Source organism: Aureimonas mangrovi (assembly GCF_014058705.1).
Lineage (GTDB): Bacteria > Pseudomonadota > Alphaproteobacteria > Rhizobiales > Rhizobiaceae > Aureimonas > Aureimonas mangrovi.
The window spans coordinates 1,984,807-1,997,793 of the sequence record NZ_CP059692.1 but is presented as its reverse complement, the minus strand read 5'-3'; the positions used below and the strand labels follow the sequence as shown (position 1 = coordinate 1,997,793).

The 12,987-nt window shown below is 65.6% G+C and carries 11 protein-coding genes; 4 read left to right on the top strand and 7 right to left on the bottom strand.

Annotation, left to right across the window (positions count from 1 at the left end):
* The first annotated feature begins 72 nt into the window (after nucleotides 1-72).
* The gene (locus H1343_RS09560; RefSeq protein ID WP_210270020.1) at nucleotides 73-795 is read left to right on the top strand and encodes an alpha/beta fold hydrolase; all 723 of its coding nucleotides are present in this window, start codon (nucleotides 73-75) and stop codon (nucleotides 793-795) included.
* On the opposite strand, the gene H1343_RS09555 is transcribed toward H1343_RS09560, so the two are convergent.
* The 4 genes from H1343_RS09555 to H1343_RS09540 form a co-directional block, all read right to left on the bottom strand.
* The gene (locus H1343_RS09555; protein ID WP_185982699.1) at nucleotides 768-1,322 is read right to left on the bottom strand and encodes a hypothetical protein; all 555 of its coding nucleotides are present in this window, start codon (nucleotides 1,320-1,322) and stop codon (nucleotides 768-770) included. The genes H1343_RS09560 and H1343_RS09555 overlap by 28 nt on opposite strands.
* 32 nt (nucleotides 1,323-1,354) lie before the next feature.
* Nucleotides 1,355-3,400: a DNA topoisomerase IV subunit B gene (parE, locus tag H1343_RS09550; protein WP_185982698.1), complete on the bottom strand. Its 2,046-nt coding sequence runs from the start codon at nucleotides 3,398-3,400 to the stop codon at nucleotides 1,355-1,357.
* A 178-nt stretch (nucleotides 3,401-3,578) separates the two neighbouring features.
* The gene (glnA, locus tag H1343_RS09545; RefSeq protein ID WP_185982697.1) at nucleotides 3,579-4,988 is read right to left on the bottom strand and encodes a type I glutamate--ammonia ligase; all 1,410 of its coding nucleotides are present in this window, start codon (nucleotides 4,986-4,988) and stop codon (nucleotides 3,579-3,581) included.
* A gap of 47 nt (nucleotides 4,989-5,035) precedes the next feature.
* Nucleotides 5,036-5,374 (bottom strand): P-II family nitrogen regulator, encoded by a 339-nt coding sequence (locus H1343_RS09540; RefSeq protein WP_185982696.1) that lies wholly within the window; start codon nucleotides 5,372-5,374, stop codon nucleotides 5,036-5,038.
* 231 nt (nucleotides 5,375-5,605) lie between these two features.
* Between H1343_RS09540 and H1343_RS09535 the strand changes: the two genes are divergently transcribed.
* Nucleotides 5,606-7,096: an NAD(P)H-hydrate dehydratase gene (locus tag H1343_RS09535; RefSeq protein WP_246332900.1), complete on the top strand. Its 1,491-nt coding sequence runs from the start codon at nucleotides 5,606-5,608 to the stop codon at nucleotides 7,094-7,096.
* 16 nt (nucleotides 7,097-7,112) lie between these two features.
* On the opposite strand, the gene H1343_RS09530 is transcribed toward H1343_RS09535, so the two are convergent.
* Nucleotides 7,113-7,910: a DUF72 domain-containing protein gene (locus H1343_RS09530; protein WP_185982694.1), complete on the bottom strand. Its 798-nt coding sequence runs from the start codon at nucleotides 7,908-7,910 to the stop codon at nucleotides 7,113-7,115.
* Complete coding sequence (gene uvrA, locus H1343_RS09525; RefSeq protein WP_185982693.1) at nucleotides 7,907-10,825, bottom strand: excinuclease ABC subunit UvrA; 2,919 nt, start codon at nucleotides 10,823-10,825, stop codon at nucleotides 7,907-7,909. The genes H1343_RS09530 and uvrA overlap by 4 nt, the downstream gene beginning before the upstream one ends.
* 145 nt (nucleotides 10,826-10,970) lie before the next feature.
* Here uvrA and H1343_RS09520 point away from each other — a divergent pair, with 145 nt between their 5' ends.
* Together H1343_RS09520 and ssb are read left to right on the top strand one after the other, a co-directional pair.
* Nucleotides 10,971-11,399 carry a VOC family protein gene (locus H1343_RS09520; protein ID WP_185982692.1) on the top strand — a complete coding sequence of 143 codons (429 nt, stop codon included), beginning with the start codon at nucleotides 10,971-10,973 and terminating at the stop codon, nucleotides 11,397-11,399.
* 87 nt (nucleotides 11,400-11,486) lie between these two features.
* The gene (gene ssb, locus H1343_RS09515) at nucleotides 11,487-12,038 is read left to right on the top strand and encodes a single-stranded DNA-binding protein (protein WP_185982691.1); all 552 of its coding nucleotides are present in this window, start codon (nucleotides 11,487-11,489) and stop codon (nucleotides 12,036-12,038) included.
* A gap of 128 nt (nucleotides 12,039-12,166) precedes the next feature.
* Here ssb and H1343_RS09510 read toward each other — a convergent pair whose 3' ends face one another.
* Nucleotides 12,167-12,811, bottom strand: coding sequence for a MarC family protein (locus H1343_RS09510; RefSeq protein ID WP_185982690.1), 645 nt, complete (start codon nucleotides 12,809-12,811; stop codon nucleotides 12,167-12,169).
* Nucleotides 12,812-12,987 lie beyond the last annotated feature (176 nt).

Below are 12,987 nucleotides of genomic sequence, written 5' to 3'. Positions count from 1 at the left end.
TGCGGGGCTCATCTGGCAGCTCTTGCCGCCTATATGGACCCACAGAAGCTCAACGTCGAGGGAGAAACAACGTTGGCCCAGCATATCGTGTTCATTCCGGGCCTTCTCTGCACGGGCGATCTCTTCCGGGACCAGACGAAGGGGTTGGACGACTTCTCGATCGCCAACACTCTGTCGGATGCGAGCATCGGCGCGATGGCCGATCGGCTGCTTGCGAACGCACCCGAACGCTTCTCTCTCGTCGGTTTGTCGATGGGCGGCTACGTCGCCTTCGAGGTGCTGTCCCGCGCGCCCGAACGCGTCGAGAGACTGGCGCTCCTCGACACTTCCGCACGCTCGGATCGGGAGGAGCAGAAGTTCGCACGGCGCGACCTCGTTGCGAAGGGCAGGGCGGAGGGCATCCTGCCGGTGATCCGCAGTCTCCTGCCGAACCTTGTCGCAGAGAGCGCGCTCGATGACGCCGATCTCGTCCGGCGCGTCGAGGCGATGGCGGAGGATGTCGGCGTGGACGCCTTCGCCGCGCAGCAGGAGGCGATCATCGGCCGCGCGGACATGCGCCCGCGTCTTTCGTCCATCCGCGTCCCGACCCTGATCGTCGTCGGCAAGGCCGACGCGCTGACGCCCCCGAAGGTCGCGAGGGAGATGGCGGACGGCATCCCCGACGCGCAACTCGAAATTGTCAAGGATTGCGGGCACCTGTCGACGCTGGAGAAGCCCGAGATCGTAGACGGTCTGCTGCGCGCGTTCTTCGCGGGGGGGCTGACCGCTCAGTTCGAGGCGGGGCCGAACGTGTAGGGCTCGCCTGCGGTGTAGAAGAGTTCGTAGGTCTCGGCGATCTCGCCGTCGAGCGGCACGATGTCCATGAACAGGGTCAGGAGTTCGGGCTGGGCTTCTGACGGCTCATCCGGCCGATAACTGACGACCGCGCCGTTCATCTCGCCGATCTCTGTGATCTCGACGCTCGACGAGACGGCGGGCGCGCCGTCCACTTCCTCGATCTGCTGTACGAAGAAGCGGTTGCCGCTCCCTTCGCCCTGCGGCTGGAGCATGACGGTGCGCCAGATGCCGCGCCGATCCCCGTCCGTCCACGGACCGAGCACCTGAACGTCGGCGACCAAAGGCGACAGCGCCTCGACATCGGCTGCCGCATCGGTTTCGGCCACACCATCATCTGCATCAGCCTGCGGCGCGTCGTTCACCGGTGTCTCGGCTGCCGGCTGTGCGGCCGCGTCCGCAGGCGGCGCCGCCTCCTGTGCGAAAGCGCCGGGGGCAGCCGCAAGGAGAAGGACGAGCGCGAGCGAGGACGAAACGAGGTTCGGCATGGGTCGATGGCTCCTTTGCCGGAAAAACATCATCAGACGTCGAGATCCTCGACGAAGGCGGCCCGCTCCTGGATGAAGCGAAAACGCGCCTCTGGCTTGTTTCCCATCAGCGCGTCGACCGCACCGGAGGTTCCCGCTCCTGGCCCATCATCGATCGCGATCTTCAGGAGCGTGCGCTTGCGCACGTCCATCGTCGTCTCCTTAAGCTGGCTCGGCAGCATTTCGCCGAGGCCCTTGAAGCGCGACACCTCGATCTTGCCCTTACCCTTGAATTCGCGCGCGATGATGCGCTCGCGATCCGCGTCGTCGCGCGCATAGATCGTCTTGCCGCCCTGGCTGAGCTTGTAGAGCGGGGGCACGGCGAGGAAGAGATGCCCCTGGCGGATCAGTTCCGGCATTTCCTGGTAGAAGAAGGTGATGAGGAGCGAGGCGATGTGCGCGCCGTCGACGTCCGCGTCGGTCATGATGACGACGCGCTCGTAGCGAAGGTCTTCCTCGCGGTATTTCGAGCGCGTGCCGCAGCCGAGCGCCTGGATCAGGTCGGCGAGCTGCTGGTTCGCGCCGAGCTTCTCGCGCCCCGCCGAGGCGACGTTGAGAATCTTCCCGCGCAAGGGGAGGATCGCCTGCCGAGCGCGGTCGCGCGCCTGCTTGGCCGAGCCACCGGCCGAGTCACCCTCGACGATGAAGAGTTCGGCGCCCGCAGCGCCCGTCTGCGAACAATCCGCCAGCTTGCCGGGGAGGCGGAGCTTGCGCGTCGCCGACTTGCGGCTGACCTCCTTTTCCGCGCGTCGGCGCAGGCGCTCGTCGGCGCGTTCGACTACCCATTCGATCAGCCGCGCGGCATCCTGCGGCGAGGAGGCCAGCCAGATGTCGAAGCTGTCGCGGATCGAGTTCTCGACGATGCGCTGCGCCTCGGTCGTGGCCAGTCGATCCTTCGTCTGCCCGACGAACTCCGGCTCCCGAATGAACACCGAAAGCATGGCCGAGGCCGAAACCATCACATCGTCGGCGGTGATCGAGGCGGCCTTGCGGTTGCCCGAGATTTCCGCGAACGCCTTCAAACCGCGCAGGAGAACGGCGCGAAGGCCCGCCTCGTGCGTGCCGCCCTCTGGCGTCGGGATCGTGTTGCAGTAAGAGCGTACGAAGCCGTCGCCCGTCGTCCAGGAGACCGCCCATTCGACGGATCCGTGGCCCGAGACCTTCTCGGTGCGTCCGGCGAAGATCTGTGCCGCGACGCGATGCTCCTGACCGATAGCGGCGGCCAGATAGTCCTTCAGGCCGCCCGGGAAGTGGAAGCTCTGGCGCGCCGGCAGCGTGGAGTCGGCGGGCAGGAGGCGCGGATCGCAGCTCCAGCGGATTTCGACTCCACCGAAGAGATAGGCTTTCGATCGCGCCATCGCGTGGACGCGTGCGGGATCGAAGGTCGCGCCGTTGCCGAAGATCGTCTCGTCTGGCTTGAAGCGCACGCGTGTGCCACGCCGGTTCTGCGTTTCACCCACTTCCTCTAGCGCGGTCACCGCCTTCCCGCGCTCGTAGACCTGCCGATAGAGCTTGCGCGAGCGCGCGATCTCGACCTCGAGCCGTTCCGACAGTGCGTTGACGACCGAAACGCCGACGCCGTGCAGGCCGCCGGAGGTCTCGTAGACCTTCGAATCGAACTTTCCGCCTGCGTGCAGCGTCGTCATGATGACTTCGAGCGCCGACTTGTCGCGATACTTCGGATGCGGATCGACGGGGATGCCGCGCCCGTTGTCCGAAACGGTCAGGAAGCCGTCCGCATCCAGAAAAACCTCGATGACGGTCGCGTGGCCGGCGACGGCCTCGTCCATCGAGTTGTCGATGACCTCGGCGAAGAGATGGTGCAGCGCCTTCTCGTCCGTCCCGCCGACATACATCCCGGGGCGGCGGCGCACCGGCTCCAGCCCTTCCAGAACCTCGATGTCGGCAGCCGTGTAGTCGGCGTTGGGGACGAAGGCGGTCTCCGGAGCAGTCACGACCGGGCGTTCGGCGCGCAGCGCCGCCGCTCTGGTGCCGCCTCGCGTGCGCGCTGCACCGCCGGAAAAGAGATCGTCGCTCATCGGAGGGTCCGTCGGGTGATTCGCCTCAACTCCCGGATCTGCGGGGTTCTGCCACGTCCAAGGCCTATACTTTCACGAAATGTTCTTCAAGGTGCGGTGGCGTTCGGCGATGCGATATCCCCACGCGAAAAGGCCCCCGCAAGCGGGGGCCTCCCTGTTCGTCGTTCGAGCGCGAAGCTCAGACCGAGTAGTACATGTCGAACTCGATCGGGTGCGGCGTCATCTCGTAACGCAGCACTTCGGCCATCTTCAGGTCGATGAAGGCGTCGATCTGATCGTCGTCGAACACGCCGCCGGCCTTCAGGAAGTCGCGGTCGGCGTCGAGGCTCTCCATCGCTTCGCGGAGCGAACGGCAGACCGTCGGGATCTCCTTCAGCTCTTCGGGCGGCAGGTCGTACAGATCCTTGTCCATGGCAGCGCCCGGATGGATCTTGTTCTTGATGCCGTCGAGGCCGGCCATCAGCATGGCGGAGAAGGCGAGGTACGGGTTCGCCGTCGGATCCGGGAAGCGGACCTCGACGCGCTTGGCCTTCGGCGACTGGCCGAAGGGGATGCGGCAGGAGGCCGAGCGGTTGCGCGCCGAGTAGGCGAGCAGCACCGGAGCCTCGTAGCCCGGCACCAGACGCTTGAACGAGTTGGTCGACGGGTTGGTGAAGGCGTTGAGCGCCTTCGCATGCTTGATGATGCCGCCGATGTAGAACAGCGCCGTCTCGGAGAGGCCCGCATACTCGTTGCCGGCGAAGGCCGGCTTGCCGCCCTTCCAGATCGACTGGTGGACGTGCATGCCCGAGCCGTTGTCGCCGAAGACGGGCTTGGGCATGAAGGTGGCGGTCTTGCCGTAGGCGTTCGCGACCTGATGGATCACGTACTTGTAGATCTGCATCTTGTCGGCGTTGCGCACGAGCGTGTCGAACTTGATGCCGAGTTCATGCTGCGCAGCCGCCACCTCGTGGTGGTGCTTCTCGACCGAGACGCCCATCTCGGCCATGACCGTGAGCATCTCCGAGCGCATGTCCTGGCAGGAATCGATCGGCGGGACGGGGAAGTAGCCGCCCTTGATGCGCGGACGATGGCCCAGATTGCCCGTCTCGTAGTCGGCGTCGTCGTTCGACGGCAGCTCGGTGGAGTCGAGCTTGAAGCCCGTGTTGTACGGGTCGGCCTTGTACTTCACGTCGTCGAAGATGAAGAACTCGGCTTCCGGGCCGAAGAAGGCGGTGTCACCGACGCCCGACTGCTGCAGGTAGGCCTCGGCCTTCTTGGCCGTCGAGCGCGGGTCGCGATTGTAGCTCTCGCCCGAGATCGGGTCGAGGATATCGCAGTAGACCGCCATGGTCGACTGAGCGAAGAACGGGTCCATGTGCGCCGTCTCGGGATCCGGCATCAGCACCATGTCGGACTCGTTTATGGCCTTCCAGCCGCCGATCGACGAGCCGTCGAACATCGAGCCTTCGGAGAACATGTCCTCGTCGACGATCGCAACGTCCATCGTGACGTGCTGCAGCTTGCCCTTGGGGTCGGTGAAGCGCAGGTCGACGAATTTGACGTCGTTATCCTTGATCTGCTTCAGAATGTCGTTCGCTGAGGTCATGACGTCCTTCCTGGAATGTCTGGGAACGTGGCGGATGGAATGAAGTGTCAGATCGCGTCGACACCGGCTTCGCCGGTGCGGATGCGGATCGCTTCCTCGATGTTGGAGACGAAGATCTTGCCGTCGCCGATCCGGCCTGTCTGGGCGGCCTTGCGGATGGCCTCGACCGCGCCAGAGACGGCCTCGTCGGCCAGCACGATCTCGATCTTCACCTTGGGCAGGAAATCGACGACATACTCGGCGCCGCGGTAGAGCTCCGTGTGGCCCTTCTGGCGCCCGAAGCCCTTGGCCTCGGTGACCGTGATGCCCTGGAGGCCGACGTCCTGGAGGGCTTCCTTCACTTCATCGAGCTTGAACGGCTTGATGATCGCCTCGACCTTTTTCATCGGACCTCTTCTCCTCGTGCCTCCCTGCGGCAACCGACGAGCGTGCTGGCACGATCGAAGCCTGTCACCGGTGCCGCTGCGGGCTCGCCTCCGGGCGAGACTCGTGCGACGTATCGGCCGTTGTGTATCGGTTCGCCGTGGAGCGCGCCACACCTCGTTGACGTCGAACTGATCGACCTTCAGTCAAACGATCGCAAATCTTTTGGGCAAAGTGAATTGAAAGTAGGCAACATGGGCTTTCCGCTGCCATCAGTCGCCCTTTTCACGCCGAACGAGATGCGCAGCATTGATGCAGCCGCGGCCCAGGCGGGGCAAAGCGGCACCGCTCTGATGGCCCGTGCAGGACGCGCGGTCGCTGATTGCGCACGCACGTTGAAACCGGGAGGTCCTGTCGCGGTTCTGGCCGGCCCGGGGAAGAACGGCGGTGACGGGTATGCCGCAGCCATCGAACTGCGCGATGCCGGCGAAGAAGTCCGGCTATTCGCTCTTCCTGAGGGCCCGTCGGAGACGGATGCGCGGCATTTCGCCGAGGAGTGGAACGCGCCGCCCGAGCCCTTCTATTCTTTCGACCCGAGCGCCTTCGCGCTCGTTATCGATGCGCTCTTCGGCGCCGGGCTCTCGCGACCGCTCGACGGCGTCTTTCTCGACCTCGTCCGCCGCGTCAACGCCGCCGACACGCGCGTCCTCGCGGTCGACGTGCCGAGCGGCGTACGCGGGGCGGACGGACGCGTGGAAGGCGAGGCGGTGATGGCGGACGCGACGGTGACCTTCGTCGCCCGCAAGCCGGGACACCTCCTCCTGCCCGGAAGAGACCTGTGCGGCGTTCTGACCGTCGCCGACATTGGTATCGATACCGAAGCGCTCGGCGCCACGCCGCCTGAGGCGTTCGCAAACGAGCCCGCGCTGTTCGCAGCCCATCTCCTGAGGCCGCAGGCGGCGCAGCACAAGTATGATCGTGGCCACGTCGGCGTCTTTAGCGGCGGCCCCACGCAGACCGGTGCTGCACGTATGGCGGGGATGGCGGCCCTGCGCGGTGGGGCCGGGCTCGTCACGGTGCTTTCGCCCCCTTCCGCAACCCTCGTCAATGCGTCGCATCTGACGGCCGTGATGCTAAAGCGCTGTGCCGACACCGGTGAACTCGCAACGCTCTTGAAGGACGAGAGGCTGGGGACCTTCGTGCTCGGGCCCGGCTTCGGCGATCTCGCTCGTGCCTCCGCTTTCGCGCTGGCAATCCTGGGCCGGAAACGCCGGTTGGTACTCGACGCCGACGGAATCACGGCCTTCGCCGAGGAGCCCGACGCGCTTTTCGCGGCAGCGCGCAGCGAGGGGCCGGAATTGGTGCTGACGCCTCATGCGGGCGAGTTCAAGCGCCTGTTCCCGGACCTTGCCGATGAGCCATCCAAGATCGAGAAGGCGCGGGCGGCGGCGCGGCGCGCCGATGCAACCATCATCCTGAAGGGCTCCGATACCGTCATCGCCAGCCCTGACGGCCGGGCGTCGATCGACGCGAACGGCACGCCGGCCTTGGCGACAGCGGGTTCGGGCGACGTTCTGGCCGGGCTCGTCGCGGCGCAGCTCGCCAACGGCGTGCCCCCATTCGAGGCGGCCTGCGCCGGAGTCTGGGTCCACGGGGAAGCGGCGAAGGCCTTCGGCATCGGGCTGATCGCCGAGGATCTGCCCGACCTCGTGCCGCAAGCCCTCGCCAGGCTGCACGCCGGGTAGGCGACAACTTGGACCGTCAGGTCAGGCGCTGTGCCAGCGCCATCGCCGCGTGCGGCGCGCGCACTTTTCCTTCGTGAATGAAATAGGCGAAGACGTCCCGCGATCGCTTCTCTGCGGGCGCGTCCGGCGCCGCCAGCGGCAGATCGCCAGGCGTCTCACCGGCGGCGAGCGTCTTCAGCCGTCCGGCCCATTGATCCAGTTCGTCGGAAGGGTAGGCGGTCTCGATCTCGTCCCGTCCCTTCTGCAAACGCAGATAGACGAAGTCGGCCGTGACATCGGCAATCTCCGGGTAGGTCTCGTGTTCGGCGTAGACGATCGCGACGCCGTGCCGGCGCGCCAGCGAGACGAAATCCTGCGACACGAAGGAGGGATTGCGCACCTCGACGGCATGGTGAAGGGCGAGACCGTCGGTCTTCGCCGGCAGGAGCGCGAGGAAAGCGCCGAAATCGTCCGGATCGAACTGCTTGGTCGGCGCGAACTGCCACACGATCGGCCCGAGCCGGTCGCCGAGTTCGGCGAGGCCCGAGCCGATGAAGCGCTCGACCGATTCGCCGGCTTCCGCCAGCACTTTGCGGTTGGTCGAGAAGCGCGAGGCTTTGAGCGCGAAGACGAACCCGTCCGGCACTTCCGCCGCCCACTTGGCGAAGGTTTCCGGCGTTTGCGTGCGATAGTAGGTGCCGTTCACCTCGATGGTCGAAAGCTGGCGCGAGGCATATTCGAGCTGGCGCTTCTTGGCCAATCCCTTCGGGTAGAAGCTCTTGTCCCATGGCTCGAACGTCCAGCCGCCGATCCCGGTTCGGATGTCACCGCTCATTCCGCGGCCTCCGCGTGACGGCCCGGGCGTCGTTGCAGGAGTTCTGCAAGGAAGCGTCCCGTGTGCGAACGCTCCACCTTCGCAATGGCCTCCGGCGTACCTGTCGCGACGATTTCGCCGCCGCCGTCGCCGCCCTCCGGACCGATGTCGATCACATGGTCGGCCGTCTTGATAACCTCGAGATTGTGCTCGATGATAACGACCGTGTTGCCCTGATCGACGAGCGAATGCAGCACCTCGAGGAGCTTGGCCACGTCGTGGAAATGCAGGCCCGTCGTCGGTTCGTCGAGGATATAGAGCGTGCGCCCCGTCGCGCGGCGTGACAGCTCCTTGGCAAGCTTGACGCGCTGCGCCTCGCCGCCCGACAACGTCGTCGCCTGCTGGCCGACCTTGATGTAGCCGAGGCCGACCTCCTTCAGCGTCGCCAGCTTGTCCCGGATCGAAGGCACAGCAGCGAAGAACTCGACGCCTTCCTCGACCGTCATGTCGAGGACATCGGCGATCGACTTCTCCTTGAACGTCACCTCCAGCGTCTCGCGATTGTAGCGTTTGCCGTGGCACACGTCACACGTCACGTAGACGTCCGGCAGGAAGTGCATCTCGATCTTGATGACGCCGTCGCCCTGGCAGGCCTCGCAGCGCCCGCCTTTCACGTTGAAGGAGAAGCGCCCGGGCTGATAGCCGCGCGCCTTCGCCTCCGGCAGCCCGGCGAACCAGTCGCGGATCGGCGTGAAGGCGCCGGTGTAGGTGGCCGGATTGGAACGCGGCGTGCGCCCGATAGGCGACTGGTCGATGTCGATCACCTTGTCGAGGAGTTCCAGCCCCTCGATCCGGTCGTGATCCGCCGGCACGTCCCGCGCACCGGAGATGCGCCGGGCAGCTGCCTTGAACAGCGTCTCGATAAGGAAGGTCGACTTTCCGCCGCCGGACACGCCCGTCACGCAGGTCATCAGCCCCATCGGAATTTCGGCCGAGGCGTTCTTGAGATTGTTGCCGCGCGCGCCAACGACCTTGATCGCTTTTCCCTTGGTGGCCTTGCGCCGCTTGGTCGGCACCGGCACGCCGAGATCGCCCGAGAGATAGCGCCCCGTCAGCGAGGCCGGGTTCGCCATGATCTCTGCCGGCGTGCCCGCCGCGATGACCTGCCCGCCGTGGACACCCGCGGCGGGGCCGATATCGACGACGTGGTCGGCCGAGAGGATCGCGTCCTCGTCGTGCTCGACGACGATCACCGTGTTGCCGATGTCGCGCAGGTGCTTGAGCGTGACGAGCAGCCTCTCATTGTCGCGCTGGTGAAGGCCGATGGAGGGCTCGTCGAGGACGTAGAGGACGCCTGTCAGCCCGGAGCCGATCTGCGAGGCGAGACGGATGCGCTGCGATTCACCGCCCGACAACGTGCCGGACGAGCGCGAAAGCGTCAGATAATCGAGCCCGACATCGTTCAGGAAGCGCAGGCGCTCGCGGATTTCCTTGAGGATGCGCGCGGCGATCTCGTTCTGCTTGGCCGTCAAGTGCTCGGGCAGCGTCTCGGCCCAGGCGACGGCCTTGCGGATCGACAGTTCGGTTACCTCGCCGACATGCCGGCCGTCGATCTTCACCGCCAGCGCCTCTGGTTTCAAGCGGTATCCTTTGCAGGCCGGGCAGGGCGTCGCCGACATGTAGCGCTCGATCTCCTCGCGCGACCACGCCGAATCGGTCTCGCGGTATCGCCGGGCAAGGTTGGGAACGATGCCCTCGAAGTTCTTGGTCGTCTTGTAGGAGCGAAGCCCGTCATTGTAGCGGAATTCGATCTTGGTGCGGCCGGTGCCGTTCAGGATGGCGTCCTGAGCGGCGGCAGGCAGTTCCGACCACTTGTCGGTCTGCTTGAAACCGTATTCGCGCCCGAGCGCCTCGAGCGTCTGCGCGTAATAGGGCGAGGTGGACTTCGCCCAGGGCGCGATCGCGCCACCCTTCAACGTGCGGTTCTCGTCCGGCACGATGAGCTTCGGGTCGACCGACTGCTGCGCGCCGAGCCCGTCGCAGGTCGAACATGCGCCGAACGGATTGTTGAAGGAGAACAGCCGCGGCTCGATCTCGGGGATCGTGAAGCCAGAGACCGGACAGGCGAACTTCTCCGAGAAGAGCAGGCGCTCGTGCGTGTCGTTGAGAGACTTGTTGGCGCCGCCACCGCCGGCAACGGCCGAGGCCGCGAGCGGCTTGTCGACGAACTCGGCCACGGCCAGCCCTTCGGCCAGGCGGAGCGCGGTCTCGATCGAATCGGCCAGGCGCGTGCCGAGATCGTCTCGAACGACCACGCGATCGACAACCACGTCGATGTCGTGCTTGTATTTCTTGTCGAGCGTCGGCGCGTCCGCGATCTCGTAGAGCTGCCCGTCGATCTTGACGCGCTGGAAGCCCTTCTTCTGGAACTCGGCAAGCTCCTTGCGATACTCGCCCTTGCGGCCGCGCACGACTGGCGCGAGGATCATCAGCCGCGTGCCTTCCTCAAGCGCCAGCACGCGATCGACCATCTGGCTGACGGTCTGGCTTTCGATCGGAAGGCCGGTGGCGGGCGAATAGGGAACGCCGACGCGCGCGAAGAGAAGGCGCAGATAGTCGTAGATCTCGGTGACTGTGCCGACCGTCGAGCGCGGGTTCTTCGACGTGGTCTTCTGCTCGATCGAAATGGCGGGCGACAGGCCGTCGATCTGATCGACATCCGGCTTCTGCGTCATCTCCAGGAACTGGCGCGCATAGGCCGAGAGGCTTTCGACATAACGCCGCTGGCCCTCGGCGTAGATCGTGTCGAAGGCGAGCGAGGATTTGCCGGAGCCGGACAGGCCCGTCATCACGATCAGGCTGTCCCTCGGCAGGTCGAGGTCAACGTTCTTCAAATTGTGCTCGCGCGCACCGCGCACCGAGATGATGTTCTTCATGGAGCCTGCCGCTCAGCTGGTGATATCCCCGCGAACCGCACCGACCGGACGTCGATGCAGCACCGGTTCGAAACGACGCTTGACCGAAAGCGTTCGATGTTCTCTTTATGTTCTTAAAGCCAAGATCTAACGCGTTCAAGGAGACATGCGGGTGTTCGAACAGAGAATGACGCTTCTTACGCTCGGCGTGGCCGATGTGGGAAGAGCGAGGGCGTTTTACGAGGCGCTGGGCTGGCGTGCCTCGAGCGTCAGCCAGAGCGGAATAGCCTTCTTCAGCCTCGGCGGGACCGGACTGGCGCTTTATCCGCAGGACGAATTGTCGCGTGACACGGGCCTCGATACGCCAATGCCGGGTGGCGTAACGCACGCCTACAACACGCGCTCGCGCGATAAAGTCGAGACGTTGCTCGCCGAGGCTCTGGCGGCTGGCGGCAGGCTTTTGAAGGGGGCGAACGAGACGGAGTGGGGCGGCTATGTCGCCTATTTCGCCGACTTGGACGGTCATCCGTGGGAGATTGCCTACGCGCCGATGTTCGTGCCCGCCGTAGACGGCACGATCGAATTTCCGGAATAGACGGGGAAAGCTCGGGCAGGCGCTTCCATCGGGGCATGCTCGCCCATAGGTTCGCGCGACATTTCAAAGGGCGCAGGAGACAGCACCATGGCAGGCAGCGTGAACAAGGTCATCCTCGTCGGCAATCTCGGGGCCGACCCGGAAGTTCGCCGGCTGAACTCGGGCGACGCGGTGGTCAACCTGCGCATTGCGACTTCGGAGAGCTGGCGCGACCGCGCGTCCGGCGAGCGGCGCGAGCGCACCGAGTGGCATAACGTCGTCATCTTCAACGAGAACCTCGTGAAGGTGGCCGAGCAGTACCTGAAGAAGGGCTCGAAGGTTTACATCGAGGGTCAGTTGCAGACCCGCTCCTGGGACGACCAGTCTGGCCAGAAGCGCTACACGACGGAAGTGGTGCTCCAACGCTTCCGGGGCGAGCTCCAGATGCTGGACGGACGTGGCGAGGGCGGCGGCTCGTTCGAGGGCGGTTCGAGCGGCGGTGGCGGTTACGAGCGCGGTGGCGGCGGTGGTCGCTCCGGCGGGGGCGGCTACGGCGGTGGATCGTCGGACCGCGGCGGCGGTTATGGTGGCGGTTCGTCCGACCGTGGCGGCGGCGGTGGTGGTCGCGGCGGCGATCTCGACGACGAAATTCCGTTCTGATCCGTGATGCGGCGCGCTCGTTCAGGCGCGCCGGAAGCGACAGATCGCATTCGGCATCGGCCCGGGATCGTCTCGATCTCCGGGTCGATTTCGTTATCGGAGGGTCCGCGCCCCGTGTGAGACAGCGATCAGCTTCGGTTTGACGCGATCAGTTCCGCCGCGCCATCGGCGACGAACTGCACGGCCAGCGCTGCGAGAATCACGCCGAGGAGACGCGTGATCACCGCGCGGCCGGTGCGGCCCATCAGCTTGTCGAGACGATCGGCGACGAGCAAAAAGCCGAATGTCGCCAGCATCACGACGGCGATGACGGCCACCAGCGCGCCTTGTCCGGCAAAGCCGGGCAGGGAGCCCGACAGGAGGATCACGGCCGCGATGGCGCCCGGCCCGGCCATCAGCGGGATCGCCATCGGGAAGGCGGCGACATCGGCGTGATCCGACGTTCCCGCACCGTCCTCCACCGCCGCTTCGGCGCTCTTGCCCTTCCGCTCCTGCCGCTTCTCGAAGACCAGCTCGAAGGCGATGGTGAAGAGGAACAGGCCGCCGGCGACTCGAAAGGCGCCGAGCGTGATGCCCAGCGATTCGAGGATCGCAAGGCCGGCCAGCGCGAAGACGAGGAGGATCACGAATGCGATGATCGAAGCCTGAAGCGCTATGCGCCGACGCGCAGTCGCGCTCGCGCCCGGCGTCAAAGCCAGGAAGAGTGGACAGAGGCCCAGCGGATCGATGATGACGAAGAGCGTCACGAAGCCGTTCAGGAGCAGTTCGGTCATCGCGTCATCGCCCCCTGCATGTTCACCGCCCTTGGCGTCCCGGTCTCGATCGCCACCGCCACGATAGCCCCTCGCGACAGGCGTTGTGCGAAGAGCGCTACGGCTCCTTCATGCGGCAGGGAGCAAGCGCGCCGCAACCCTTGCGCTTCCGACTTTCAGGTTCCATACCCCTGACT

Excerpts from the sequence above, each read along its gene's own strand:
- uvrA (WP_185982693.1), bottom strand. The coding sequence starts at position 10,825 with ATGAAGAACATCATCTCGGTGCGCGGTGCGCGCGAGCACAATTTGAAG.
- parE (WP_185982698.1), bottom strand. The coding sequence starts at position 3,400 with ATGAGCGACGATCTCTTTTCCGGCGGTGCAGCGCGCACGCGAGGCGGC.
- H1343_RS09540 (WP_185982696.1), bottom strand. The coding sequence starts at position 5,374 with ATGAAAAAGGTCGAGGCGATCATCAAGCCGTTCAAGCTCGATGAAGTG.
- ssb (WP_185982691.1), top strand. The coding sequence starts at position 11,487 with ATGGCAGGCAGCGTGAACAAGGTCATCCTCGTCGGCAATCTCGGGGCC.
- H1343_RS09520 (WP_185982692.1), top strand. The coding sequence starts at position 10,971 with ATGCGGGTGTTCGAACAGAGAATGACGCTTCTTACGCTCGGCGTGGCC.
- H1343_RS09555 (WP_185982699.1), bottom strand. The coding sequence starts at position 1,322 with ATGCCGAACCTCGTTTCGTCCTCGCTCGCGCTCGTCCTTCTCCTTGCG.
- H1343_RS09510 (WP_185982690.1), bottom strand. The coding sequence starts at position 12,811 with ATGACCGAACTGCTCCTGAACGGCTTCGTGACGCTCTTCGTCATCATC.
- H1343_RS09530 (WP_185982694.1), bottom strand. The coding sequence starts at position 7,910 with ATGAGCGGTGACATCCGAACCGGGATCGGCGGCTGGACGTTCGAGCCA.
- glnA (WP_185982697.1), bottom strand. The coding sequence starts at position 4,988 with ATGACCTCAGCGAACGACATTCTGAAGCAGATCAAGGATAACGACGTC.
- H1343_RS09535 (WP_246332900.1), top strand. The coding sequence starts at position 5,606 with ATGGGCTTTCCGCTGCCATCAGTCGCCCTTTTCACGCCGAACGAGATG.